The organism is Burkholderia sp. Bp8998 (genome assembly GCF_003854235.1).
GTDB lineage: Bacteria > Pseudomonadota > Gammaproteobacteria > Burkholderiales > Burkholderiaceae > Burkholderia.
In genome coordinates, this window is sequence record NZ_QTQF01000052.1 from 1 (window position 1) to 22,292 (window position 22,292).

The 22,292-nt window shown below is 61.7% G+C and carries 34 protein-coding genes and 1 pseudogene; 2 read left to right on the forward strand and 33 right to left on the reverse strand.

The window, feature by feature from the left end; all coding sequences use genetic code 11:
- The 3 genes and pseudogenes from DIE06_RS33260 to DIE06_RS33275 form a co-directional block, all read right to left on the reverse strand.
- A pseudogene (locus DIE06_RS33260) lies at positions 1-323 on the reverse strand (c-type cytochrome biogenesis protein CcsB); the annotation flags it as partial.
- Between the two features lie 4 nt (positions 324-327).
- A complete protein-coding gene (locus DIE06_RS33265) occupies positions 328-2,550 on the reverse strand; it encodes a cytochrome c biogenesis protein ResB (protein WP_124665073.1) in 2,223 nt (740 codons plus the stop codon).
- A 205-nt stretch (positions 2,551-2,755) separates the two neighbouring features.
- Positions 2,756-3,409, reverse strand: coding sequence for a cytochrome c (locus DIE06_RS33275; protein WP_124665081.1), 654 nt, complete (start codon positions 3,407-3,409; stop codon positions 2,756-2,758).
- A 217-nt stretch (positions 3,410-3,626) separates the two neighbouring features.
- Between DIE06_RS33275 and yihA the strand changes: the two genes are divergently transcribed.
- Both yihA and hemB read left to right on the forward strand, forming a co-directional pair.
- Positions 3,627-4,286, forward strand: coding sequence for a ribosome biogenesis GTP-binding protein YihA/YsxC (gene yihA, locus DIE06_RS33280; RefSeq protein ID WP_006477171.1), 660 nt, complete (start codon positions 3,627-3,629; stop codon positions 4,284-4,286).
- A gap of 253 nt (positions 4,287-4,539) precedes the next feature.
- Entirely contained in the window at positions 4,540-5,538 is a 999-nt protein-coding gene (gene hemB, locus DIE06_RS33285; protein WP_034209736.1) for a porphobilinogen synthase, read from the forward strand.
- Between the two features lie 83 nt (positions 5,539-5,621).
- Here hemB and dsbD read toward each other — a convergent pair whose 3' ends face one another.
- The 30 genes from dsbD to rplC all read right to left on the reverse strand — a co-directional run bounded on the left by dsbD (position 5,622) and on the right by rplC (position 22,136).
- A complete protein-coding gene (dsbD, locus tag DIE06_RS33290) occupies positions 5,622-7,469 on the reverse strand; it encodes a protein-disulfide reductase DsbD (protein WP_124665074.1) in 1,848 nt (615 codons plus the stop codon).
- Complete coding sequence (gene cutA / locus DIE06_RS33295) at positions 7,462-7,788, reverse strand: divalent-cation tolerance protein CutA (RefSeq protein ID WP_124665075.1); 327 nt, start codon at positions 7,786-7,788, stop codon at positions 7,462-7,464. Before cutA ends, dsbD begins: the two co-directional genes overlap by 8 nt.
- Positions 7,789-7,994: 206 nt before the next feature.
- Complete coding sequence (rplQ, locus tag DIE06_RS33300) at positions 7,995-8,390, reverse strand: 50S ribosomal protein L17 (RefSeq protein ID WP_006477175.1); 396 nt, start codon at positions 8,388-8,390, stop codon at positions 7,995-7,997.
- 135 nt (positions 8,391-8,525) lie between these two features.
- Entirely contained in the window at positions 8,526-9,503 is a 978-nt protein-coding gene (locus DIE06_RS33305; protein WP_006477176.1) for a DNA-directed RNA polymerase subunit alpha, read from the reverse strand.
- Positions 9,504-9,627: 124 nt separating this feature from the next.
- Entirely contained in the window at positions 9,628-10,251 is a 624-nt protein-coding gene (rpsD, locus tag DIE06_RS33310; protein WP_012362893.1) for a 30S ribosomal protein S4, read from the reverse strand.
- Between the two features lie 156 nt (positions 10,252-10,407).
- The gene (gene rpsK / locus DIE06_RS33315) at positions 10,408-10,809 is read right to left on the reverse strand and encodes a 30S ribosomal protein S11 (RefSeq protein ID WP_004197937.1); all 402 of its coding nucleotides are present in this window, start codon (positions 10,807-10,809) and stop codon (positions 10,408-10,410) included.
- A 28-nt stretch (positions 10,810-10,837) separates the two neighbouring features.
- Positions 10,838-11,203, reverse strand: a complete 366-nt coding sequence (gene rpsM, locus DIE06_RS33320) for a 30S ribosomal protein S13 (protein WP_039323572.1) — start codon at positions 11,201-11,203, stop codon at positions 10,838-10,840.
- Between the two features lie 38 nt (positions 11,204-11,241).
- A complete protein-coding gene (rpmJ, locus tag DIE06_RS33325) occupies positions 11,242-11,358 on the reverse strand; it encodes a 50S ribosomal protein L36 (RefSeq protein ID WP_004199844.1) in 117 nt (38 codons plus the stop codon).
- Between the two features lie 20 nt (positions 11,359-11,378).
- Positions 11,379-11,597, reverse strand: coding sequence for a translation initiation factor IF-1 (infA, locus tag DIE06_RS33330; protein WP_004521905.1), 219 nt, complete (start codon positions 11,595-11,597; stop codon positions 11,379-11,381).
- 9 nt (positions 11,598-11,606) lie between these two features.
- Positions 11,607-12,956 (reverse strand): preprotein translocase subunit SecY, encoded by a 1,350-nt coding sequence (secY, locus tag DIE06_RS33335; RefSeq protein WP_124665076.1) that lies wholly within the window; start codon positions 12,954-12,956, stop codon positions 11,607-11,609.
- Positions 12,957-12,998: 42 nt separating this feature from the next.
- Positions 12,999-13,433 (reverse strand): 50S ribosomal protein L15, encoded by a 435-nt coding sequence (gene rplO / locus DIE06_RS33340; protein ID WP_059759907.1) that lies wholly within the window; start codon positions 13,431-13,433, stop codon positions 12,999-13,001.
- Between the two features lie 26 nt (positions 13,434-13,459).
- On the reverse strand, positions 13,460-13,642 hold the full coding sequence (gene rpmD, locus DIE06_RS33345) for a 50S ribosomal protein L30 (RefSeq protein WP_006400644.1): 183 nt from the start codon (positions 13,640-13,642) through the stop codon (positions 13,460-13,462).
- A gap of 15 nt (positions 13,643-13,657) precedes the next feature.
- A complete protein-coding gene (gene rpsE / locus DIE06_RS33350; protein WP_006752931.1) occupies positions 13,658-14,176 on the reverse strand; it encodes a 30S ribosomal protein S5 in 519 nt (172 codons plus the stop codon).
- A 14-nt stretch (positions 14,177-14,190) separates the two neighbouring features.
- The gene (gene rplR / locus DIE06_RS33355) at positions 14,191-14,556 is read right to left on the reverse strand and encodes a 50S ribosomal protein L18 (RefSeq protein WP_006477183.1); all 366 of its coding nucleotides are present in this window, start codon (positions 14,554-14,556) and stop codon (positions 14,191-14,193) included.
- Positions 14,557-14,568: 12 nt separating this feature from the next.
- On the reverse strand, positions 14,569-15,099 hold the full coding sequence (gene rplF / locus DIE06_RS33360; protein ID WP_006758786.1) for a 50S ribosomal protein L6: 531 nt from the start codon (positions 15,097-15,099) through the stop codon (positions 14,569-14,571).
- An 18-nt stretch (positions 15,100-15,117) separates the two neighbouring features.
- Positions 15,118-15,513, reverse strand: coding sequence for a 30S ribosomal protein S8 (gene rpsH / locus DIE06_RS33365; RefSeq protein ID WP_006477185.1), 396 nt, complete (start codon positions 15,511-15,513; stop codon positions 15,118-15,120).
- Between the two features lie 14 nt (positions 15,514-15,527).
- Complete coding sequence (gene rpsN / locus DIE06_RS33370) at positions 15,528-15,833, reverse strand: 30S ribosomal protein S14 (RefSeq protein ID WP_006482884.1); 306 nt, start codon at positions 15,831-15,833, stop codon at positions 15,528-15,530.
- Positions 15,834-15,840: 7 nt separating this feature from the next.
- Positions 15,841-16,380: a 50S ribosomal protein L5 gene (gene rplE / locus DIE06_RS33375; protein WP_006477186.1), complete on the reverse strand. Its 540-nt coding sequence runs from the start codon at positions 16,378-16,380 to the stop codon at positions 15,841-15,843.
- 16 nt (positions 16,381-16,396) lie between these two features.
- The gene (rplX, locus tag DIE06_RS33380; protein ID WP_006477187.1) at positions 16,397-16,705 is read right to left on the reverse strand and encodes a 50S ribosomal protein L24; all 309 of its coding nucleotides are present in this window, start codon (positions 16,703-16,705) and stop codon (positions 16,397-16,399) included.
- Between the two features lie 9 nt (positions 16,706-16,714).
- Positions 16,715-17,083: a 50S ribosomal protein L14 gene (gene rplN, locus DIE06_RS33385; protein WP_006752929.1), complete on the reverse strand. Its 369-nt coding sequence runs from the start codon at positions 17,081-17,083 to the stop codon at positions 16,715-16,717.
- A gap of 309 nt (positions 17,084-17,392) precedes the next feature.
- A complete protein-coding gene (rpsQ, locus tag DIE06_RS33390) occupies positions 17,393-17,665 on the reverse strand; it encodes a 30S ribosomal protein S17 (RefSeq protein ID WP_006752928.1) in 273 nt (90 codons plus the stop codon).
- Positions 17,662-17,856, reverse strand: coding sequence for a 50S ribosomal protein L29 (rpmC, locus tag DIE06_RS33395; RefSeq protein ID WP_006400652.1), 195 nt, complete (start codon positions 17,854-17,856; stop codon positions 17,662-17,664). Before rpmC ends, rpsQ begins: the two co-directional genes overlap by 4 nt.
- A gap of 9 nt (positions 17,857-17,865) precedes the next feature.
- Positions 17,866-18,282, reverse strand: coding sequence for a 50S ribosomal protein L16 (gene rplP / locus DIE06_RS33400; protein ID WP_006482873.1), 417 nt, complete (start codon positions 18,280-18,282; stop codon positions 17,866-17,868).
- A gap of 2 nt (positions 18,283-18,284) precedes the next feature.
- Complete coding sequence (rpsC, locus tag DIE06_RS33405; protein WP_006482899.1) at positions 18,285-19,085, reverse strand: 30S ribosomal protein S3; 801 nt, start codon at positions 19,083-19,085, stop codon at positions 18,285-18,287.
- Between the two features lie 11 nt (positions 19,086-19,096).
- The gene (gene rplV / locus DIE06_RS33410) at positions 19,097-19,426 is read right to left on the reverse strand and encodes a 50S ribosomal protein L22 (RefSeq protein WP_004199272.1); all 330 of its coding nucleotides are present in this window, start codon (positions 19,424-19,426) and stop codon (positions 19,097-19,099) included.
- A 12-nt stretch (positions 19,427-19,438) separates the two neighbouring features.
- Positions 19,439-19,714 (reverse strand): 30S ribosomal protein S19, encoded by a 276-nt coding sequence (gene rpsS, locus DIE06_RS33415; protein ID WP_004199273.1) that lies wholly within the window; start codon positions 19,712-19,714, stop codon positions 19,439-19,441.
- A gap of 10 nt (positions 19,715-19,724) precedes the next feature.
- Positions 19,725-20,552, reverse strand: a complete 828-nt coding sequence (rplB, locus tag DIE06_RS33420) for a 50S ribosomal protein L2 (RefSeq protein WP_006482900.1) — start codon at positions 20,550-20,552, stop codon at positions 19,725-19,727.
- A 2-nt stretch (positions 20,553-20,554) separates the two neighbouring features.
- Positions 20,555-20,869 carry a 50S ribosomal protein L23 gene (gene rplW / locus DIE06_RS33425; RefSeq protein WP_004199275.1) on the reverse strand — a complete coding sequence of 105 codons (315 nt, stop codon included), beginning with the start codon at positions 20,867-20,869 and terminating at the stop codon, positions 20,555-20,557.
- Complete coding sequence (gene rplD / locus DIE06_RS33430) at positions 20,866-21,486, reverse strand: 50S ribosomal protein L4 (protein WP_006477192.1); 621 nt, start codon at positions 21,484-21,486, stop codon at positions 20,866-20,868. Before rplD ends, rplW begins: the two co-directional genes overlap by 4 nt.
- A complete protein-coding gene (rplC, locus tag DIE06_RS33435; RefSeq protein ID WP_006752926.1) occupies positions 21,486-22,136 on the reverse strand; it encodes a 50S ribosomal protein L3 in 651 nt (216 codons plus the stop codon). Before rplC ends, rplD begins: the two co-directional genes overlap by 1 nt.
- Positions 22,137-22,292 lie beyond the last annotated feature (156 nt).

Genomic DNA, 22,292 nt, shown 5'->3' on the forward strand with positions numbered 1-22,292 from the left:
GCGCGCGCGAGATCGCCCTGGTAGATCTGGATCGACAGCAGCGACAGCACCGCGATCGACGCCATCATCAGCCGCGCGGGCTTCCAGCGCCAGCCGAGCACGACAAGGGCCGGCACCGTGCCGATCATCACCGCCTTGTCGTAGTAATTCATGTGTTCGTTGTAATGCACGAACGCATAGCCTGCGCCGACCACGAGTGCCAGGGCGAACAGCCAGTCGATGATCGACAGGCGCGCGAGGAACGGACGGTCGTCGAACAACGGCGCCGGATTCGGGGCCTGGACCGGCCGCGAACGGGAAGAGGAAACTTGAGTGAGATCCATGATGTTACCGGGTGGAATTCTCGGAATCGGAATCGGAACCGCCGCCGGCAGGCGAACGGGCAGTCGCAGCCGAACCGGCGGGCGCGGCGTCGCGCGGTGTGGCGCGCAAGGCGGCGCCGGCCGCGTCGCGCGTCTGCACGAATTCTTTCTCGAAATCGAAGGTCTTGCGGGCCGTGGACATCGCCATCACCACATCGACGCCCGAACCGGCATCCTTGAGCCAGAACCAGAGGCGCCGCTCGCGCACGTAGAACATCGAGAAGATGCCGGCGACCAACAGCAGGCTGCCAAGATACACCAGATTCTTGCCGGGTGCGCGCGTCAACTGAAATACCGAAGCTTGCACCTGCTTGAAGGAGTCAAGCTGCAAATAGACCGGCGATCCGTACAAGAAGCTGTCCGATAGCGCATTGATCGCGTTCTGCACGAAGCGGATCGTGTCGGCGCCCTGCTGGGCGGCCGGCTCGCCGGCGCGCTCGCGCGCGATCTGCCAAACCTCCCACATCGAGCCCTCGAGCATGCGCAGCAGCAGGCTGGCGGCCTTTTCCTGCTCGGCCTTCGGCACCGAACGGTCGATGAACGTCGCCACCGCCTGGAAACCGCCGACCGGCTGGCCGTCGGCGCCGCGGCCGATGCTGTCGTCGCTCGCCGCAAAGAGGGTCAGCACCTTGAACGCGCTGTCCTGCAGGCGGCCGCGCAGCGACGCTTCGGTCGTCGGCAGCGAACGCTGCGCGAAGCGCGCGGCGGCGTCGGCACGCACGGCCGGATCCTCGAGGGCGGCGCGCAGGCGCATCCATTCGGCGATCGAATCCTGGCTGTCGGCCGGAATCCGCATGTAGCGGAACGGATCGTTCGGGCTCGCGCGCACGCCTGCGAGGAACACGCGCGTGCCGCCCATGTCGACGGGCAGCATGTAGTTGTTGAATTCGCGCGCCTGGCCGTCCTTGCCGCGAATCTTGTACTGCACCGACGGGCCGATGTTGTGGAGCTGCATCGGCTTCGACGTCTTCGCGCCCGAACCGAGCCGCTCGTCGAACGCTTCCTTCAGCGACTCCGTCTTCGCGACGCCGCGCACGTCCGGCTTGCCGTTCGCGTCGGCCATGTTCTCGACGTTGATCGCGCGGAAGTCGGAGAACTCGATCGTGTCGCCGTCGCTGCCCGGCATCTGCAGCGGCGCCGTACTGCCGATCGTGCCCTTCACCGCGAAGGTCTTCGCGTTGCCGCCCGTCATCGGATAGGCCGTCATCTCCATCTGCGAGCCGCCGTCCTGGAAGCTCGACTGGTAGATCGACACGCCCTTGTACGTGAACGGCTTGTTGACCTCGACACGCGCCGGGATCTTCTGGCCCGTCTCGCGATCGGTCACGACGATGTCGCTCGCGAACAGCTTCGGCATCCCCGTCGTGTAGTAGTCGACGATGAACTTGTTGAGCTGGATCGAGAACGGCAGGTCCTGGATCAGCGAGCCGCTCGGCTGGTTCAGGATCGCGGTCGACACGAACTGGCCTTCCGGCACCCACGCGTAGCCGCGGAACGTCGGGTTCGACGCGGACAGCCGGTGGTCGGGCGAGATTTCGCTGATCGTCGCGCTCGTGTTGACCGGGCTCTTGCCGAACATCCACATCTGGAATTTGATCGGCAGGTTGCTGTCCAGCAGGCCGCCGATACAGATCACGACAATCGCAAGGTGCGCGGAGATATAGCCCCACTTCGTCAGCGCGCCGCGCTTCGCGGAGATCAGCGTCGCGCCGTCGTTCTCGCGCACGACGTGCTTGTAGCCAGCCTTGGTGACGAACGTGGCGAGCGTGGCCGTGGCGGTCGCACGCGTGCCGGACGCCGAGTATTCAGCCTTGTGGTGGAACGCGCGCAGGCTGCCTTCGCGGACCTTGTCCTTCCAGCTCTTCGCATCGGCAAGCATCTTCGGCGCGTTGCGGATCACGCACAACGAGATCGACACGACGAGGAAGATCAGGATCAGCATGAACCACCACGCGCTGTACACGTTGTACAGGCCCAGCGAGCGGAAGATATCCGCCCAGAACGGGCCGAACTGGTTCACGTAGTTCGGATACGGGTCGTCCTGGGTCAGGACCGTGCCGACGATACTCGCGATCGACAGCACCACCAGCAGCGCGATCGCGAAGCGCATCGAGCTCAGCAACTCGATCGCGCGCCTGGTCACACTTTGACCCGACTTCGACTGCAACCCCGACGTGGTAACGCTCATTCAAACTCCGACTAAGGGGAAACAGCCCCCAATGCTCACTATGTTCGCTGCCCCCGAGGGGGCGGTCAGCACTCTTGGGGCGGCCCGGCGAGTGCTGACAACAAAAAAGGGCAAGGCGGCCGCAATCACGCGGCGCCCCACCCTTTTCTTGTTCTGACTCCGGCCGCCCTTCGGGCGCCCGGTCATTCCATTCGCGACCGTCCGTTCAACGCAGGCCCGCGATGTAATCCGCGACGGCCTTGATCTCGTTGTCCGACAGACGCGATGCGATCTGATGCATCGCCTCGTTGTTGTTGCGCGCGCCGGCACCCTGCTGGAACGCGGTCAACTGGGCAACCGTGTAATCGGCCCACTGCCCCGACAGACGCGGGTACTGGACCGGAATCCCCTGCCCCGTCGGCCCGTGGCAGCTCGCGCAGGCGGGTACACCCTTTTCCGCGATGCCGCCGCGATAGATCTTCTGGCCGATCGGCACGGTCGCCGCATCGCGTGCGGTGCCGAGCTTCGTCGTCTGCGATCCGTAATACGCGGCGACGTTGCGCATGTCGTCCGCGCTCAACGCGCTCGCGAACCCGACCATCACCGGATTGGTCCGCGCCGGCCCCTTCGCGCCCGGCTGGGCCTTGAAGTCGTTCAACTGCTTGACCAGATAGTCGGGATGCTGGCCGGCGAGCTTCGGGAAACTGCCCGACGCACTGTTGCCGTCGGCGCCGTGACACGACGCGCAGACTTGCCCGGCAATCGCCTTGCCGCGGTCCAGATCCGGCTTTGCCGCATCCGCCGCGTTTGCCTCCGCTACGAAACCTACGAACCCTGCTGCAACCTGAAGCACCATCAGAGACTTGCACAGTCGATTCATTCGCACACCCTGTTTCGTCTTGTGGGAATTTGAGGTTCTGCAAAAAACGACGTCGACCAGTCTACCGCAGAAGCTGCATAAAAGCGCGAGGCAGGCGCCCGCAGCCCGTCGGCAAAACCGCCGTATTGTACAATATCGCGCTGAAAGCTCCCGCGCCTATCGGGGCTACCCCGCCTCCACCAAGCGGCTCGCGCCGCCTCGTCCCACCGGTTTCCCCATGGCCTTTTTGCTCCATCAAGCCCGCTTCTACACGACCGTCAACCATCTGCGCGACCTGCCGCCGACGGTGCAACCGGAAATCGCGTTCGCGGGCCGCTCGAATGCCGGCAAATCGACGGCGATCAACGTGCTGTGCAACCAGAAGCGGCTCGCCTTCGCATCGAAGACGCCCGGCCGCACGCAGCACATCAACTACTTCTCCGTCGGCCCGGCCGCCGAGCCCGTCGCGAACCTCGTCGACCTGCCCGGCTACGGCTACGCGGAAGTCCCGGGGGCCGCGAAGGCCCACTGGGAAATGCTGCTGTCGTCCTACCTCGCGACGCGTTCGCAGCTGTGCGGCCTGATCCTGATGATGGATTCGCGCCGCCCGCTGACCGACCTCGATCGCCGGATGATCGAGTGGTTCGCGCCGACCGGCAAGCCGATCCACACGCTGCTGACGAAGTGCGACAAATTGACGCGACAGGAAAGCATCAATGCGCTGCGCAACACGCAGAAGGGCCTCGACGCGTATCGCGACCAGGGCGTGAAGGGCAAGCTGACCGTCCAGCTGTTCTCGGCGCTGAAGCGCACGGGGCTCGACGAGGCGCATGAACTGATCGAGAGCTGGCTGCGGCCGTCCGTCGCCGACGAAAAAAGCGAGCCTGTAGCACAATGAGCGGGCAACGTGCGGCCGGGATCGGCTGCGCGCACCTGACGGCGCCTGCGGATTCGGCCGGCTCATAAAAAAACCCGCCGTTGAACGGCGGGTCAAACAGCCTAATCGAATAACGACAGGCACCCGCTCAGGGAGGAGAAGCGGGGAGCTGCACGCAACGCGTGCCGCTCGATCGCTATCATATACCAACGATCTCGAAAATGACCTAAGGGTTCCGTAAGGTCCTTCTTGCCCTGATTTCTGCCCAATCGCCATGAGCTTCCATCCGCTTCATCGTCCGCGCCGGATGCGCCGCGACGACTTCTCCCGGCGCCTGATGCGCGAAAACCGCCTGACCACCGATGACCTGATCTACCCGGTGTTCGTCGTCGAAGGCACCAACGAACGCCAGCCCGTCCCGTCGATGCCCGGCGTCGAGCGCGTCTCGGTCGATCTGCTGATGCATGTCGCCGAGCAGTGTGTCGAACTCGGCGTGCCCGTGCTGTCGCTGTTCCCGGCGATCGAGCCGTCGCTGAAAACGCCCGACGGCCGCGAAGCGGCCAATCCGGAAGGCCTGATCCCGCGCGCGGTGCGCGAGCTGAAGAAGCGCTTCCCCGAACTCGGCGTGCTGACCGACGTCGCGCTCGACCCGTACACGAGCCACGGCCAGGACGGCGTGCTCGACGAGAACGGCTACGTGATCAACGACGACACGATCGAGATCCTGGTCGACCAGGCGCGCGCGCAGGCGGAAGCCGGCGTCGACATCGTCGCGCCGTCGGACATGATGGACGGCCGGATCGGCGCGGTCCGCGAAATGCTGGAAAGCGACGGCCATATCCATACGCGCATCATGGCCTATTCGGCCAAGTTCGCGTCGGCGTTCTACGGCCCGTTCCGCGATGCGGTCGGCTCGGCGTCCAATCTGGGCAAGGGCAACAAGATGACCTACCAGATGGATCCGGCGAACAGCGATGAGGCGCTGCGCGAAGTGCGCCTCGACATCGACGAAGGCGCGGACATGGTGATGGTCAAGCCCGGCATGCCGTATCTCGACATCGTGCGCCGCGTGAAGGACGAGTTCCGCTTCCCGACCTACGTGTACCAGGTGAGCGGCGAATACGCGATGCTGAAGGCCGCCGCGATGAACGGCTGGCTCGACCACGACAAGGTCGTGCTCGAATCGCTGCTCGCCTTCAAGCGCGCAGGCGCCGATGGCGTGCTCACATACTTCGCACTCGATGCCGCGCGCCTGCTGAAAGCGCAGCGCTGAGCCACTCACCGGCAGGTATCCAATAAAAACGGCGGGACACTTCGGTGTCCCGCCGTTCTTATTGGTGTTCCCGGTCAGTCGAGTTACACCGTCGGTACCGCTGCGCGATCGAGGCTGCGCAGGAACGTCTCGGCAGCCTGATAGCCGACGACGCGACCGATTTCGTTGCCGTTGCGATCGAAGAAGATGATGCCCGGCGGCCCGAACAGGTTGAAGCGCTTGAGCAGCGCCTGGTCGTCCGGATTGTTCGCAGTGACGTCCGCACGCACCAGGTGAAGCCGCGCGAGCCGCGCCTGCACGCGTGAATCGGTGAACGTCAGATGCTCCATTTCCTTGCAGCTCACGCACCAGTCGGCGTAGAAATCGAGCATCACGGGCCGGCCCGACGTCTTCAGCAGCGCGTCGAGTTCACCACTGGAGCGCACCGATGCGAACGCGAGACCCTGCTGCCCGGCCGCCGCGCCGGCTGCCGACGCATCGCCCGATGCGACCGTACGTGCCGCGAGGACGGCCAGCGGCTTCACGGGGTCGTTGGAGCCCGCAGCGAGACCGACGAGCAGCGTTGCAGCCCAGATCGCGAGCGCGGCGCCGAGACCGCGACCGAGGCGGCGCCAGATCGACGCGGCACCGGCATGCGGCGTGAACAGGCCGAGCGCCGCAGCCGCGACGAGCAGCCACAGCGCGGCGAGCACCATCTTCAAACCGCCCGCGAGCACCGGCCACACGATCCACAGCGCGGCGGCGAGCAGCACGATGCCGAAAAACACCTTCACGCCGTCCATCCATGCGCCTGCGCGCGGCAGCACCGTACCGGCACCGATACCGACGACGAGCAACGGCACGCCCAGCCCCAGTCCCATCGCGAACAGCGCGGCGGCGCCGAGCAGCGCATTGCCGGTGTGCGCGATGAACGCGAGTACCGCAAACAGCGGCGCCGTCATGCATGCGCCGACGACCAGCGCCGACAATGCCCCCATCGCGGCGACCGCGACAAAGTGGCCGCCCCGGCGCGCGCTCGAGGCTTCGGCCGCGCCGTTCTGCCAGCGCTCCGGCAGTGCGATGTCCTTGCCGGAAATCAGCGATACGGCGAATGCGGTGAGCAGCACACCGAATGCGCCGAGCACCCACGGGTTCTGCAGCCACGCACCAAGGCTCTGGCCGACCAGCGCGGCCGCGATGCCCAGCACCGTATAGACGAGCGCCATGCCGACCACGTACGTCAGGGACAGCGCGAAGCCGCGTGCATGCGTCGCGCGCGTGCCCTGGCCGATGATGATCGCGGACACGATCGGAATCATCGGATACGAACAGGGCAGGAGACTCAGCACGACGCCCGCGACGAAATAGAGCGCGACGATCGTGAAAAAGCCGTGCCCCTCGAGCAGCGACTGCGCGAAATCCGCGCTCGTGATCTTGTCGAACCAGCTGCCCGAAGCCGCCGCGTCATCGGCCGGCGCGGCCGCACCGAGCGCGGCGCCGTCGACCTTCACGACGTGCTCCGCAGGCGGATAGCAGATCCCTTCGTCGGCGCATCCCTGCGACGTCACCGCGAGCTCGAATGGTCCCGCAGCCTGCTTGACCGGCACGTGAATCACGACCTCGTCGCGATAGGTCTCGACTTCCTTCTGGAACGTCTGATCGAACTTCACATGACCGGCCGGGAATTTCGGATCGCCAAGCGTCGCCTGTCCACCCTTCACCGCGAACGCGAACCGCTCGCGGTAGAGGTAATAGCCGTTAGCCACCTTGAAGCGGACATCCACCTGCCCCGGCGATTCGCTCGCGCTCATCTTGAATGCGACCGACGGATCGAGAAAATCGTCGGCCGCGCGCGCGACCGACAGGCCGCCCAGCACGAACATGAACGACAACAGGACTGCGAGGAACCGCAGCGCGCGCGCGCGCACGGAAAGCGCCATACCGTTAAACATGAAATAGACGTTGAGTTTCGCTGGTCACCCACTGGCCGTACGCGGCCGAGGCCGTCGCCTGCCACGAGACGATTTCCGGCGTCTCGTACGGATGACGCGCGAGAATAAATCGCTCCAGTTCGAGCGAGCGCACGGGGCTCGTCTTGAACAGCAACTGGATCTCGTCGGCCGTCTCGACCTTGCCCTGCCAGTGATAGCGTGACTTGATCGCACCGAGCTCCGACACGCACGCGGCCAGCCGCGCGTCAAGCGCGCCGTCGGCGAGCGCTGCGGCCGTCGCCGCATCCGGCACCGTCGTCAGCATCAACACCACCACCATACGCGCCCTCCTGGCTGGTTTTTACCGGCTTCCGCCGCCACGAATCGCCCATCGAGAGCCCACGTCGACAGTTCCATATCGTAGCGCAGCCCGCGCGACGCTGCCGGCACCCGGCTGCGACAATCGATCGCAGCCGGGGCATCGCCAAAAATAAAAAGGGCCAAGCAATTGCTCGGCCCTTTCAGATACTGCAGCGTACCGGAAGCTTACTCAGCTTCTTGCACGTTTTCCGTTTCGTCGACTTCCGGACGATCGAGCAGCTCGACCAGTGCCATCGGTGCGTTGTCGCCGACGCGGAAGCCGAACTTCAGCACGCGCAGGTAGCCGCCCGGACGGTTCGCGAAACGCGGACCGAGCACGTCGAACAGCTTCGCCACCGAGTCACGATCGCGCAGGCGGTTGAACGCCAGGCGACGGTTTGCCAGCGACGGCTTCTTGCCGAGCGTGATCAGCGGCTCGACGACTTTACGGAGTTCCTTCGCCTTCGGCAGCGTCGTCTTGATGACTTCGTGCTCGATCAGCGAGTTGGACATGTTACGGAGCATAGCCAGACGGTGGCTGCTCGTGCGGTTCAGTTTCCGCAGACCATGACGATGGCGCATTTCAGTTTCCTTGATTCAAAGTTTTGATCCAGCTCTTCTATCGCACCGCTGGGGTGCACGGGCCGGTAACGAAAAAGCAAGATGCGGATTTTAAAGGAAAATCCGCATCTTTGCCAACTACGGCAACAACCGGGCTTACTTGTCGAGACCAGCCGGCGGCCAGTTTTCGAGCTTCATGCCCAGCGTGAGACCGCGCGAAGCGAGCACTTCCTTGATCTCGTTGAGCGACTTGCGACCGAGGTTCGGCGTCTTCAGCAGCTCGTTTTCCGTGCGCTGGATCAGGTCGCCGATGTAGTAGATGTTCTCGGCCTTCAGGCAGTTCGCCGAACGAACCGTCAGTTCGAGATCGTCCACCGGACGCAGCAGGATCGGATCGATCTGCGGTGCGCGCGACGGTGCTTCGGCAGCCGTTTCCGTGCCTTCCAGTGCCGCGAACACGGACAGCTGGTCGACCAGGATGCGGGCCGATTGACGGATCGCCTCTTCCGGGGTGATCACGCCGCTCGTCTCGATGTTCATCACGAGCTTGTCGAGGTCGGTACGCTGCTCGACACGTGCGCTTTCAACGGCATAGCTCACGCGGCGAACCGGCGAGAACGATGCGTCGAGGACGATGCGGCCGATGATCTTGGCCGTGTCTTCGCCGTAGCGACGGACGTTGCCGGGCACATAGCCGCGACCCTTTTCGATCTTGATCTGAACGTCGAGCTTGCCGCCCTTCGACAGGTGTGCGATCACGTGATTCGGGTTGATGACTTCGCAATCGTGAGCCAGCTCGATATCGCCGGCCGTGACGACGCCTTCGCCTTCCTTGCGCAGGGTCACCGTCACTTCGTCACGGTTGTGCAGCTTGAACACCACACCCTTCAGGTTCAGCAGCAGGTTGACGACGTCCTCTTGCACGCCATCAAGCGTCGAGTACTCGTGCACCACGCCGGCGATCGTGACTTCGGTCGGCGCGTAGCCAACCATCGACGACAGCAGCACGCGGCGAAGCGCATTGCCCAAGGTGTGGCCGTAACCGCGTTCGAACGGTTCCATGACCACCCTCGCGTGGTTCTCGCCCAGCGATTCCACGGCGATGATCTTGGGTTTCAGCAAACTGGTTTGCATGGGCTTTCCTTTTCAATACCCTCGGCTCGTTACACCGATAAGGCTGACCGGTAACAACCAGAAAATAAACAGCCGAGGCCCCTCCTTGCATAACGCAATCGGGGTACCTCGGCCGTCAATCGGATTAACGCGAATACAATTCGACGATCAGGCTTTCGTTGATGTCGCCTGCGATGTCAGCGCGTTCCGGCATTTGCTTGAACGTGCCTTCGAACTTCTTCGCATCGACTGCAACCCAGCTCGGCATGCCGCCTTGCTCAGCCAGCGACAGCGCTTCGACGATACGCGCCTGCTTCTTCGCCTTTTCGCGGATCGCGACGACGTCACCCGCCTTCACTTGCTGCGACGGCACGTTCGCGACGACGCCGTTCACGGTGATCGACTTGTGGCTCACCAGCTGACGCGCTTCAGCGCGGGTCGAGCCGAAGCCCATGCGATACACGACGTTGTCGAGACGCGACTCGAGCAGTTGCAGCAGGTTTTCACCCGTGTTGCCCTTGCGGCGGTCGGCTTCAGCGAAGTAACGGCGGAACTGACGCTCCAGGACGCCATAGATGCGCTTGACCTTCTGCTTTTCGCGCAGCTGCGTACCATAGTCGGACGTACGTGCGCCCGAGGTACGGCCGTGCTGACCCGGCTTGCTGTCGAGCTTGCACTTGTCGGCGAGCGAGCGGCGCGCGCTCTTCAGGAACAGGTCGGTGCCTTCACGGCGAGACAGCTTGGCCTTAGGGCCGATATAACGTGCCACTTTGCATTCCTTTATCAATCAGTCACGCGGATCGAGATCCGCGCTAGTTCGCGCCCTTTGGGGCGAACGGTGGGCTTAGTCAATCAAAAAAAGCAACGCCCGTCGACGCTACGCGGCGACAGGCAAATGCGCCAGCACGAACGTGCCAGCACATTCTTAGATACGACGGCGCTTCGGCGGACGGCAGCCGTTGTGCGGAATCGGGGTGACGTCCGAAATCGCGGTGATCTTGATGCCGAGGCCATGCAGTGCGCGCACTGCCGACTCACGACCCGGGCCCGGGCCCTTGATCCGCACTTCCAGATTCTTCACGCCATATTCCATCGCCACGCGACCGGCCGACTCAGCAGCAACCTGAGCAGCGAACGGCGTCGACTTGCGCGAGCCCTTGAAGCCCTGGCCGCCCGACGTCGCCCATGCCAGTGCATTGCCCTGGCGATCGGTGATCGTGATGATCGTGTTGTTGAACGACGCGTGAACGTGAACCACGCCTTCAGCGACGTTCTTCTTAACCTTCTTGCGAACGCGTTGCGCCGCGGTGTTCGAAGCCTTAGCCATTACGTTTTCCTGTAACTGTCAGTTCCGCTTACTTCTTCAGCGCTTGCGCTGCACGACGCGGACCCTTGCGGGTACGTGCGTTCGTACGCGTACGCTGACCGCGCATCGGCAGGCCCTTGCGATGACGAACACCACGGTAGCAACCGAGGTCCATCAGGCGCTTGATGTTCATCGTCACTTCACGGCGCAGATCGCCTTCGACGATGAACTTGCCCACTTCTTCACGCAGCTTTTCGAGGTCTGCGTCGGTCAGGTCCTTGACCTTCTTCGAGAATTCCACGCCAGCTGCCGTGCAGATGCTGCGCGAGCGCGTGCGGCCGATACCGAAGATTGCCGTCAGGCCGATCTCGGTATGCTGGTGATTCGGGATGTTAACCCCTGCGATACGAGCCATTGTTTTTCCTCAAACAAAAAGCGCAAACAAACGCGCGGTCAGCCTTGGCGCTGCTTGTGGCGCGGATCCGAGCTGCAGATCACGCGAACGACGCCTTTGCGCTTGATGATCTTGCAATTGCGGCAAATGCGCTTAACCGATGCCATCACTTTCATGATAATACCCTTTTTTCAAATCACTTCGCCCGGAACACGATCCGCGCACGAGACAGATCGTAAGGCGTCAATTCAACCGTCACCTTGTCGCCCGGCAGGATGCGGATGTAGTGCATCCGCATCTTCCCGGAGATATGCCCCAACACGACATGGCCGTTTTCCAGCTTCACACGGAAGGTCGCATTCGGGAGGTTTTCGATCACCTCACCTTGCATCTGGATTACATCGTCTTTGGCCATAGTCCTTGATTAACGCATTGGGATGTTGCCGCCCTTGAAGTTTGCCTTCTTGAGCAGCGACTCATACTGTTGCGACATAACGTACGACTGCACCTGCGCCATGAAGTCCATCGTGACGACGACAATGATCAGCAGCGACGTTCCACCAAAATAAAACGGCACGTTCCAGCGCAGCACCAGGAATTCCGGCAGCAGACACACGAAGACGATGTAGATCGCACCGGCCAGCGTCAGACGCGTGAGGATGCGGTCGATATATCGTGCGGTCTGATCGCCCGGACGAATACCCGGAACAAACGCGCCGCTCTTCTTCAGGTTGTCCGCGGTTTCCCTGCTGTTGAACACCAGTGCGGTGTAGAAGAAGCAGAAAAACACGATTGCCAGCGTGTACAGCAGCACATAGACCGGCTGGCCCGGCTTCAGCGCCTCCGCGACGTTATGCAACGTGTTGGAGATCCAGCTTCCCGACGGCTGACCCGTGCTGAACCAGCCGAGAATCGTGGCCGGGAACAGGATGATCGACGATGCGAAGATCGGCGGAATCACGCCCGACATGTTCAGCTTCAGCGGCAAGTGCGACGACTGGCCACCGTAGATCTTGTTGCCGACCTGGCGCTTCGCGTAGTTCACGAGGATCTTGCGCTGACCGCGTTCGATGAACACGACCAGGTAAGTCACCGCGGCAATCAGAGCGACGATGATGATCGCCGAAATGATGCTCATCGAACCCGTACGCACCAGCTCGAACAGCCCACCGACGGCATTCGGGAACCCTGCTGCGATCCCGCCGAAGATGATGATCGAGATGCCGTTGCCCAGACCACGCTCGGTGATCTGCTCACCCAGCCACATCAGGAACATCGTGCCGGTAACCAGCGTCACGACCGTCGTCAGTCGGAACAGCATGCCGGGGTCGATCACGAGGCCCGGCTGGTTTTCCAGCGCAGCCGCGATACCGAACGCCTGGAAGGTCGCGAGCACCACGGTGAAATACCGCGTGTACTGCGTGATCTTCCGTTGCCCTGCCTGCCCTTCCTTCTTCAGCGCCTCGAGCTGCGGCGAGACGATCGCCAGCAACTGCATGATGATCGACGCCGAGATGTACGGCATGATCCCCAGCGCAAAGATCGTGAAGCGGGAAAGCGCGCCGCCCGAGAACATGTTGAACATGCCCAGGATGCCGCCCGCCTGGCTCTGGAACAGCTTCGCCAGTTGATCCGGATCGATGCCCGGCACGGGGATGTGCGCGCCGATGCGATAGACGATCAGCGCCAGGAGCAGGAACATCGCTCGCCGACGCAGATCGCCGAATTTCGCCGTGCTTCGACCGGGTTTTGCAAGACTCGGGCTGTTAGCCAAGTACCTTCTCCGATGAATGCAAGTAACGACGCGCTACGCGTGTCACTCGGCGAACGAACCGCCAGCCGCTTCGATCGCAGCGCGCGCACCCTTGGTGGCGCCGAGACCCTTCACGACGATCTTGCGCTTCAGTTCGCCCGTCGCGATGATCTTCGCGCTCTTCGTCAGCTCGCCGACCAGGCCGGCTTGCTTCAGTGCGAGCAGATCGACTTCATCGACCGGCAGCTTCTCGAGGTCGCCCAGGCGCACTTCACCGACGAATTCCTTCGTCAGCGACGTGAAGCCGCGCTTCGGCAGACGACGTTGCAGCGGCATCTGACCACCTTCGAAACCGACTTTGTGGAAGCCGCCCGAACGCGATTTCTGACCCTTGTGACCACGGCCAGCCGTCTTGCCGAGGCCCGAACCGATGCCGCGACCGACGCGACGCTTGGCGTGCTTTGCACCAGCGGCCGGCTTCAGGTTATTCAATTCCATATCAACTCCTTGATCCGTAGGGCCGCTTACGCGATGACCTTAACGAGGTACGAGACCTTGTTGATCATGCCGCGGACCGCCGGCGTATCCTGCAGCTCGCTAACCGAGTTGAGTCGGCGCAGGCCCAGGCCACGCACGGTCGCACGGTGCGATTCGCGGGTCCCGATCAGGCTCTTCACGAGCTGAACCTTGACAGTTTTTTCAGACATGGTGACCACCCGGGCTTAGCCCAAAATATCTTCGACGGACTTGCCGCGCTTCGCCGCGATGTCTGCCGGGGTCGACTGCTTGCGCAGACCGTCCAGCGTGGCGCGAACGAGGTTGTACGGGTTCGTCGAACCGTGGCTCTTGGCCACGACGTTCTGAACGCCCATCACGTCGAACACTGCGCGCATCGGGCCGCCGGCGATCACGCCCGTACCTGCCTTCGCCGGAGCGAGGAGGACAGCGGATGCGCCATGCTTGCCGTGCACTTCGTGCTGCAGCGTGCCGTTCTTGAGCGGCACCTTGAACATGTTGCGGCGAGCTTGTTCCATTGCCTTCTGGACAGCGACCGGCACTTCCTTCGCCTTGCCCTTGCCCATACCGATGCGGCCATCGCCGTCGCCAACCACGGTCAGTGCGGCGAAGCCGAGAATACGGCCACCCTTCACGACCTTGGTCACGCGGTTGACCGAAATCATCTTTTCACGAAGGCCGTCGTCGCGCTCGTCAGCCTGAACTTTCGCTTGCATCTTTGCCATGACGAATTCCTTCCTTAGAACTTGAGCCCAGCTTCACGAGCTGCCTCAGCCAGCGCCTTGACGCGGCCATGGTAGCGGAAGCCCGAGCGGTCGAAGGCGACGGATTCGATGCCGGCAGCCTTTGCCTTCTCGGCAATACGCTTGCCGATCAGCGTCGCGGCATTAACGTTGCCGCCCTTGCCCGACTTGTCGGCCAGTTCAGCGCGCACTTCTGCTTCGAGCGTCGACGCGCTGGCGAGCACCTTGGTGCCGCAGGGCGAGAACACTTGAGCGTAGATGTGCGTGTTCGTGCGATGCACGGCGAGACGCGCGACCTGCAGCTCAGCGATCTTGATACGCGTCTGGCGAGCGCGGCGCAGGCGAGATTGAGTCTTATCCATGATTGCGCACCCTTACTTCTTCTTCGTTTCTTTGAGGATCACAACCTCGTCGGAATAGCGCACGCCCTTGCCCTTGTAGGGCTCCGGCGGACGGTAACCGCGGACTTCCGCAGCCACTTGACCGACTTGTTGCTTGTTGATCCCCTTGATCACGATTTCGGTTTGCGTCGGGGTTTCAGCCTTGACGCCTTCCGGCATCTGGTGCACCACCGGGTGCGAGAAACCCAGCGACAGGTTCAGCTTGTCGCCTTGCGCCTGCGCACGATAACCGACGCCAACCAGCGTCAGCTTGCGCTCGAAACCCTTGGTCACGCCGTGCACGGCATTCGCGATGATCGCGCGCATCGTGCCCGACAGTGCATTTGCTTCGCGGCTTTCGTCGACCGGCGACAGATTCAGCGTGCCGTCGTTGTTCGCCACGTTCACGAGCGGATTGATCGCTTGCGTGATGGTGCCCAGCGGGCCCTTGACGGTGATCGCACCGTCGGCCAGCTTGACTTCCGCGCCTTGCAGCGCGATCGGGCTCTTACCTACTCGAGACATGTTTCTCTCTCCTCGGCTTTAAGCAACGTAGCAGATGACTTCGCCGCCGACGCCGGTAGCGCGCGCCTTGCGGTCGGTCATCACGCCCTTCGGCGTCGACACGATTGCCACACCCAGGCCGTTCATGACCTGCGGAATGTCGTTACGGCCGCGGTACACGCGCAGACCAGGCTTCGACACGCGCTCGAGGCGTTCGATGACCGGGCGACCTGCGTAGTACTTCAGCGCGATATTCAGTTCGGACTTCGCACCTTCCGCCTTGACGGCGAAATCGTCGATATAACCTTCGTCCTTGAGGACTTGCGCGATTGCAACCTTGACCTTCGACGAGGGCATCGCGACCGATACCTTCTCGACCATCTGCGCGTTGCGGATGCGAGTCAGCATATCGGCGATAGGATCACTCATGCTCATTTACGTTTCTCCTATTACCAGCTCGCCTTGGTCAGGCCAGGAATCTCGCCACGGAATGCGATTTCACGAATCTTGTTACGCGCGAGGCCGAATTTACGGAACGTGCCACGCGGACGGCCCGTGATCGCGCAGCGGTTACGCTGGCGGGTCGGGTTTGCGTTGCGGGGCAGTTGCTGCAGCTCAAGGCGTGCTTCGTAGCGCTCTTCTTCCGACTTGCTTTGGTCTTCGACGATCGCCTTCAGCGCTTCGCGCTTTGCTGCGAACTTCGCGACCAGGCGGGCGCGCTTCTTTTCACGTTCGATCAGTGCCAGTTTAGCCACGGTAACCTCAGTTTCTGAACGGGAACTTGAAGCTGGCGAGCAGAGCCTTTGCTTCGTCGTCGGTCTTCGCAGTCGTCGTGATGCTGATGTTCAGCCCACGCAGTGCGTCGATCTTGTCGTAGTCGATTTCGGGGAAAATGATCTGCTCTTTCACACCGATGTTGTAGTTGCCGCGGCCATCGAAGGCACGACCCGACACACCGCGGAAGTCACGCACGCGGGGCAGGGCAACGGTCACGAAACGGTCGAGGAATTCGTACATCGCCTGGCCGCGCAGCGTCACCATCGCGCCGATCGGGTAGCCCTGGCGGATCTTGAAGCCTGCGATTGCCTTGCGTGCCTTCGTGACGACCGGCTTCTGGCCGGCGATCTTCGTGAGGTCGCCAACGGCGTTCTCGATGATCTTCTTGTCAGCGATCGCTTCGCCAAGACCCATGTTCAGCGTGATCTTGGTGATGCGCGGCACTTCCATGACCGACTTGTAACCGAACTTCTCGATCAGGCCGGGCACAACCTTTTCTTTGTAAAACTCTTGAAAACGAGCCATTTTTTACTCCGCTGCGTCAGGCGCTCAGTACGGCACCGGTCGTCTTCAGGAAGCGAACCTTCTTGCCTTCCTCGACCTTGATGCCAACACGCGACGCCTTGCCATTCGCGTCGACCAGTGCGACGTTCGAAATATGCAGGGGCATCGTCTTCGCTTCCACGCCGCCCGTCGTACCCTTCATCGGGTTCGGCTTCACATGCTTCTTGACGAGGTTGATACCTTCAACCGTCACATGTTCTGCACCGACAGCCAGCACGACGCCGCGCTTGCCCTTGTCTTTGCCAGTGACGACGATGACTTCGTCACCTTTGCGAATCTTGTTCATCGCGACTCCTTACAGCACTTCCGGCGCCAGCGAAACGATCTTCATGAATCGTTCGCTACGCAGCTCACGCGTCACCGGCCCGAAGATACGGGTGCCGATCGGCTCAAGCTTGTTATTCAAAAGCACAGCGGCGTTGCCGTCGAACTTGATCAGCGAGCCGTCTTGACGGCGAACACCCTTGGCGGTGCGGACCACCACGGCGTTGTAGATTTCGCCTTTCTTCACGCGCCCGCGCGGCGTTGCTTCTTTGACGGTCACCTTGATGATGTCGCCAATGCCGGCATAACGACGCTTCGAGCCGCCGAGCACCTTGATGCACATGACTTCACGCGCACCCGTGTTGTCGGCTACTTCGAGCCGAGATTCGGTCTGGATCATGGTTTGTCTTTCCCAACTTAATCCGGATGCACCACCATGATGCATTCGGTCAGTCTTGGTCCCGTCAGCCAATCGGCTGCTTGGGTTGGAACAGCAGCGACGGCAAACGAAACCCGCCATCGCAATTCGGTGAATCTTTCGGACAGGCTGGCGCCAGTCCGCTTCCCCCACCAACTTCGCCCGCGACGGGGCTCCCATAAAGAGGGAAGACCGGGATTATAACAAATAATCCCGGTCACGCAAGCAAAAACTTTGCGATTTCAAGCACTTCATGGCGAAGTGCCTGTTACTGCCTACAGCTCTGCCCGCTTAGATGACGCGAGCTGCTTCGACGAGGCGCGACACCGTCCAGGCCTTCGTCTTCGAAACAGGACGAGTTTCCTGGATTTCGACGAGATCGCCTTCGTTGCAGGTGTTCGCTTCATCATGCGCGTGGTACTTCTTCGAGCGCACGACATACTTGCCGTAGATCGGGTGCTTGACGCGGTGCTCGATCAGCACGGTGACGGTCTTGTCCATCTTGTTGCTGACGACCCGACCGACCAGCGTCCGCTTCAGCGAGGTTTTCACGCTATCGTTCATTTCTGGTTCGCCTTCTGAGTCATGACGGTCCGCACACGTGCGATGTCGCGACGAACCTTCTTCAGCTGGCTCGTGTTCGTGAGCTGCTGGGTCGCGAGTTGCATGCGCAGGCCGAATTGCGCCTTCAGCAGGTCCGCCAGCTCCTTGTTGAGCGCGGCCTGGTCTTTCTGGAGAAGTTCGGAAGCCTTCATGTTTTCTCCTTAGGCGCCGAGCTGGCGCACGATGAATGCCGTCTTCAGCGGCAGCTTGGCTGCAGCCAGACGGAACGCTTCGCGTGCCAGTTCTTCGGTTACGCCGTCCATTTCATAGAGCATCTTGCCCGGCTGGATCTCGGCGACGTAGTACTCCGGGTTACCCTTACCGTTACCCATACGCACTTCTGCCGGCTTTTGCGAAATCGGCTTGTCCGGGAAGATCCGGATCCAGATGCGGCCGCCACGCTTGATGTGACGCGTCATTGCACGACGCGCCGCTTCAATCTGGCGTGCGGTCAAACGACCGCGACCGATAGCCTTCAGGCCGAACTCACCGAACGACACTGCGTTGCCGCGCGTCGCCTTGCCGGTGTTACGACCCTTCTGCTCTTTACGATACTTTCTGCGTTTCGGTTGCAGCATCGTTATTCTCCAGTCTTGCCGTCTTCGGGCTTGCCGGCGCCACGGCGCGGTGCGCCACGACGAGCACCCGGAGCGCCGCCTTCGCCGTCACGGCGCGGACGACGGTCGCCCGGACGCGCATTGCGACGCGGACGCTTGTCTTCGGCTACTTCTTCCACCACCGGTGCATCGTTGCGGCCGAGCGTATCGCCCTTGTAGACCCACACCTTGACGCCGATGATCCCGTAAGTCGTCTTCGCTTCCGAAGTCGCGTAGTCGATATCAGCACGCAGCGTGTGAAGCGGCACGCGACCTTCGCGATACCACTCCGTACGAGCGATTTCGATACCGTTCAGACGGCCTGCGCTCATGATCTTGATGCCTTGGGCACCCAGACGCATCGCGTTCTGCATCGCACGCTTCATCGCGCGACGGAACATGATCCGGCGCTCGAGCTGTTGCGTGATCGAGTCAGCGATCAGTTGAGCATCGGTTTCGGGCTTGCGGATTTCTTCGATGTTGACGTGAACCGGCACGCCCATGCGGCGTTGCAGTTCCGTCTTCAGCTGTTCGATATCCTCGCCCTTCTTGCCGATGACGACGCCCGGACGCGAGCTGTAAATCGTGATGCGCGCGTTCTTCGCCGGACGCTCGATGACCACCCGACCGACCGAAGCGTTCTTCAGCTTCTTCTTCAGGTATTCACGAACACCGATGTCTTCCTGCAGCATCGCCGCGAAATTGTTGTTGTTCGCGTACCAACGCGAAGCCCAATTGCGGCTGACAGCCAGGCGGAAGCCAGTCGGATGAATTTTCTGTCCCATCGTATGGCTCCTTAATTCCCGACCGTCACAGTGATGTGACAGGATTGCTTCTCGATGCGGTTACCGCGGCCCTTGGCGCGCGCGGTGAAACGCTTGAGCGATGCAGCCTTGTCGACGTAGATGCTCTTGATCTTGAGCTCGTCGATATCAGCGCCTTCGTTGTGCTCCGCATTCGCGATTGCCGACAGCACAACCTTCTTCACGATGCCAGCCGCCTTCTTCGGCGAGAACGTCAGAACGTTCAGCGCCTTGTCGACCGGCAAACCGCGGATCTGGTCAGCCACAAGGCGCGTTTTTTGCGCCGAGATGCGGGCACCGCGATGAATTGCTTTCACTTCCATCTTGATTGCCCCTTATTTCTTGGCCTTCTTGTCGGCCGCGTGACCCTTGAACGTACGGGTCAGTGCGAACTCGCCAAGCTTGTGGCCGACCATGTTTTCCGAGATGTACACCGGAACGTGTTGACGGCCGTTGTGAACAGCGATCGTCAGGCCGATGAAATCCGGCAGAATCGTCGAGCGACGCGACCAGGTCTTGATCGGCTTTTTGTCGCGCGAAGCTGCAGCCGCCTCAACTTTCTTCAGCAAATGGGCGTCGCAGAACGGACCTTTTTTTACAGAACGTGCCATTGCCTACTCCTTAACGCTTGTGACGGCGCTGGACGATCATCGTCGTCGTGCGCTTGTTGCTGCGGGTGCGGTAACCCTTAGCCGGCGTACCCCACGGGCTCACCGGGTCGCGACCTGCAGCCGTCTTGCCCTCACCACCACCGTGCGGGTGATCAACCGGGTTCATCGCAACGCCACGCACCGTCGGGCGGATACCGCGCCAGCGGTTCGCGCCAGCCTTGCCGATTTGGCGCAGGCTATGCTCTTCGTTGCCGACTTCACCGATCGTTGCACGGCACTCGATGTGCACGCGGCGGATTTCGCCCGAACGCAGACGAACCTGCGCGTAGACGCCTTCACGTGCCAGCAGCATGGCCGACGTGCCAGCCGAACGCGCCATTTGCGCGCCCTTGCCCGGCAGCATCTCGATGCAGTGGATCGTCGTACCGACCGGAATGTTGCGGATCGGCAGCGTGTTGCCTGCACGGATCGGTGCTTCCGAACCCGACATCAGCTGCTGGCCGACGGTCAGGCCCTTCGGGGCGATGATGTAGCGACGCTCGCCGTCTGCGTAGAGCACCAGCGCGATGTTCGCGCTACGGTTCGGGTCGTACTCGAGACGCTCGACCTTTGCCGGGATGCCATCCTTCGTGCGACGGAAATCGACGATACGGTAGTGCTGCTTGTGACCACCACCCTTGTGACGCGTGGTGATACGGCCGTTGTTGTTACGGCCGGCGGTCGAGCTCTGCGAGTCGAGCAGTGCCGCGAACGGCTTGCCCTGGTGCAGGTTCTTGTTGACCACCTTGACCATCGCGCGGCGACCCGGCGAAGTCGGTTTAACTTTCACGATTGCCATGATTACTTGGCCTCCGCTTCAAAGTTGATTTCCTGGCCGGGCTTCAGGCAAACGTACGCCTTCTTCACGTCCTTACGGCGGCCCATCGAACGGCCGAAGCGCTTTTGCTTGCCCTTCTGAACCAGCACGTTGACCGAATCAACTTCAACCTTGAACAGCAGCTCGACAGCCGCCTTCACTTCCTGCTTCGTGGCATCCGGTGCGACTTCGAACACGACTTGCTCGTTCTTGTCGGCAACCAGCGTCGCCTTTTCCGAGATCACCGGTGCGAGCAGGACCTGCATCAAACGATGATCGTTCTTGCGAATCTCGCTCATGACAGCAACTCCTCGATCTGGGCGACCGCAGCCTTCGTGACCAGCACTTTCTTGAAGTAGATCAGCGACAGCGGGTCAGCGTAGCGCGGCTCGACAATCGCCACGTGCGGCAGGTTGCGCGATGCCAGGTACAGGTTCTCGTCAACCGTGTCCGTAATGATCAGCACGGAGTCGAGACCCATGGTCTTGAATTTGTCAGCCAGCAGCTTGGTCTTCGGCGCTTCGAGGATGATGTCCTCGACGACCGACAGACGGCCTTCACGGGCCAGCTGCGAGAAGATCGAGCAGAGACCTGCGCGATGCATCTTCTTGTTGACCTTGTGCGAGAAGTTTTCTTCCGGCGAGTTCGGGAAGATGCGACCACCGCCACGCCACAGCGGGCTCGACGACATACCGGCACGAGCGCGGCCCGTACCCTTCTGACGCCACGGCTTCTTGGTGGTGTGCTTGACTTGCTCACGGTCCTTCTGTGCGCGGTTACCCTGGCGAGCATTCGCCTGGTACGCGACGACGACCTGGTGGATCAGCGCTTCGTTGTAGTCACGGCCGAACACGACGTCCGACGCGTTAACCACTGCACCTTCCTGACCATTTTCGTTCAGGAGCTTGAGTTCCATTATTTCGCCCCCTTGGTCTTGACGGCCGGCGTCACGAAAACCTTGCCGCCCTTCGCACCCGGAATCGCACCCTTGACGAGCAGCAGCTTGCGCTCTGCGTCGATACGCGCGATTTCGAGGTTCTGCACCGTCACCGTAACGTCACCGAGGTGACCCGTCATGCGCTTACCCGGGAAAACACGACCCGGATCCTGCGCCATACCGATCGAGCCCGGCACGTTGTGCGAGCGCGAGTTACCGTGCGTGGCACGGCCGGAGGAGAAGTTGTAACGCTTGATCGTACCGGCGTAGCCCTTACCGATCGACACGCCCTGCACGTCGACCTTCTGGCCCACTTCGAAAAGATCAGCACCGACCACGGCGCCATTCGACAGCTCGGCTGCCTTGGCCGCGTCAATGCGGAATTCCTTGAGGATTTCACCGGCTTCGACACCGGCTTTGGCGAGATGACCTGCCAGCGGCTTCGTCACGCGCGATGCGCGGCGGGAGCCGAATGCAACCTGCACGGCCGTGTAGCCGTCGGTTTCAACAGTCTTGATCTGCGTCACGCGGTTGTCCGACACGTCCAGCACGGTGACGGGAATCGAATCCCCTTCAGCCGTGAAGATACGGGTCATGCCAACCTTGCGACCTACGAGTCCAAGGCTCATCATTTTCTCCATTCCCGACTGCGATTGGTCGGGGCTGATTTACAAAATGCCGGGCACGCAAGGCCCAACTTTTTTACGCGAATACGCGAAAAGCCAAGCAGTATAGCCCGACCTCTCGATTTCCGCAAGCAATACAAAGACTTAGCACCACCCGAC

What these genes read in the sequence shown, in the direction of transcription:
- yihA (WP_006477171.1), top strand. Translation starts at nt 3,627, where the DNA reads ATGGCCTTTTTGCTCCATCAAGCCCGCTTCTACACGACCGTCAACCAT.
- cutA (WP_124665075.1), bottom strand. Translation starts at nt 7,788, where the DNA reads ATGGTGGTGGTGTTGATGCTGACGACGGTGCCGGATGCGGCGACGGCC.
- rplR (WP_006477183.1), bottom strand. Translation starts at nt 14,556, where the DNA reads ATGGATAAGACTCAATCTCGCCTGCGCCGCGCTCGCCAGACGCGTATC.
- rplX (WP_006477187.1), bottom strand. Translation starts at nt 16,705, where the DNA reads ATGAACAAGATTCGCAAAGGTGACGAAGTCATCGTCGTCACTGGCAAA.
- hemB (WP_034209736.1), top strand. Translation starts at nt 4,540, where the DNA reads ATGAGCTTCCATCCGCTTCATCGTCCGCGCCGGATGCGCCGCGACGAC.
- rpsE (WP_006752931.1), bottom strand. Translation starts at nt 14,176, where the DNA reads ATGGCAAAGATGCAAGCGAAAGTTCAGGCTGACGAGCGCGACGACGGC.
- infA (WP_004521905.1), bottom strand. Translation starts at nt 11,597, where the DNA reads ATGGCCAAAGACGATGTAATCCAGATGCAAGGTGAGGTGATCGAAAAC.
- rplQ (WP_006477175.1), bottom strand. Translation starts at nt 8,390, where the DNA reads ATGCGCCATCGTCATGGTCTGCGGAAACTGAACCGCACGAGCAGCCAC.
- rpmJ (WP_004199844.1), bottom strand. Translation starts at nt 11,358, where the DNA reads ATGAAAGTGATGGCATCGGTTAAGCGCATTTGCCGCAATTGCAAGATC.
- rplE (WP_006477186.1), bottom strand. Translation starts at nt 16,380, where the DNA reads ATGGCTCGTTTTCAAGAGTTTTACAAAGAAAAGGTTGTGCCCGGCCTG.
- rplW (WP_004199275.1), bottom strand. Translation starts at nt 20,869, where the DNA reads ATGAGCGAGATTCGCAAGAACGATCATCGTTTGATGCAGGTCCTGCTC.
- rpsQ (WP_006752928.1), bottom strand. Translation starts at nt 17,665, where the DNA reads ATGAACGATAGCGTGAAAACCTCGCTGAAGCGGACGCTGGTCGGTCGG.
- rpsC (WP_006482899.1), bottom strand. Translation starts at nt 19,085, where the DNA reads ATGGGACAGAAAATTCATCCGACTGGCTTCCGCCTGGCTGTCAGCCGC.
- rplN (WP_006752929.1), bottom strand. Translation starts at nt 17,083, where the DNA reads ATGATCCAGACCGAATCTCGGCTCGAAGTAGCCGACAACACGGGTGCG.
- rpsM (WP_039323572.1), bottom strand. Translation starts at nt 11,203, where the DNA reads ATGGCTCGTATCGCAGGGGTTAACATCCCGAATCACCAGCATACCGAG.
- rplP (WP_006482873.1), bottom strand. Translation starts at nt 18,282, where the DNA reads ATGCTGCAACCGAAACGCAGAAAGTATCGTAAAGAGCAGAAGGGTCGT.
- rpsS (WP_004199273.1), bottom strand. Translation starts at nt 19,714, where the DNA reads ATGGCACGTTCTGTAAAAAAAGGTCCGTTCTGCGACGCCCATTTGCTG.
- DIE06_RS33305 (WP_006477176.1), bottom strand. Translation starts at nt 9,503, where the DNA reads ATGCAAACCAGTTTGCTGAAACCCAAGATCATCGCCGTGGAATCGCTG.
- rpsH (WP_006477185.1), bottom strand. Translation starts at nt 15,513, where the DNA reads ATGAGCATGAGTGATCCTATCGCCGATATGCTGACTCGCATCCGCAAC.
- DIE06_RS33275 (WP_124665081.1), bottom strand. Translation starts at nt 3,409, where the DNA reads ATGAATCGACTGTGCAAGTCTCTGATGGTGCTTCAGGTTGCAGCAGGG.
- rpsK (WP_004197937.1), bottom strand. Translation starts at nt 10,809, where the DNA reads ATGGCTAAGGCTTCGAACACCGCGGCGCAACGCGTTCGCAAGAAGGTT.
- rplO (WP_059759907.1), bottom strand. Translation starts at nt 13,433, where the DNA reads ATGGAATTGAATAACCTGAAGCCGGCCGCTGGTGCAAAGCACGCCAAG.
- rplB (WP_006482900.1), bottom strand. Translation starts at nt 20,552, where the DNA reads ATGGCAATCGTGAAAGTTAAACCGACTTCGCCGGGTCGCCGCGCGATG.
- rplF (WP_006758786.1), bottom strand. Translation starts at nt 15,099, where the DNA reads ATGTCTCGAGTAGGTAAGAGCCCGATCGCGCTGCAAGGCGCGGAAGTC.
- rpmD (WP_006400644.1), bottom strand. Translation starts at nt 13,642, where the DNA reads ATGTCTGAAAAAACTGTCAAGGTTCAGCTCGTGAAGAGCCTGATCGGG.
- rpmC (WP_006400652.1), bottom strand. Translation starts at nt 17,856, where the DNA reads ATGAAGGCTTCCGAACTTCTCCAGAAAGACCAGGCCGCGCTCAACAAG.
- dsbD (WP_124665074.1), bottom strand. Translation starts at nt 7,469, where the DNA reads ATGTTTAACGGTATGGCGCTTTCCGTGCGCGCGCGCGCGCTGCGGTTC.
- rplD (WP_006477192.1), bottom strand. Translation starts at nt 21,486, where the DNA reads ATGGAACTCAAGCTCCTGAACGAAAATGGTCAGGAAGGTGCAGTGGTT.
- rplC (WP_006752926.1), bottom strand. Translation starts at nt 22,136, where the DNA reads ATGAGCCTTGGACTCGTAGGTCGCAAGGTTGGCATGACCCGTATCTTC.
- rplV (WP_004199272.1), bottom strand. Translation starts at nt 19,426, where the DNA reads ATGGAAGTGAAAGCAATTCATCGCGGTGCCCGCATCTCGGCGCAAAAA.
- DIE06_RS33265 (WP_124665073.1), bottom strand. Translation starts at nt 2,550, where the DNA reads ATGAGCGTTACCACGTCGGGGTTGCAGTCGAAGTCGGGTCAAAGTGTG.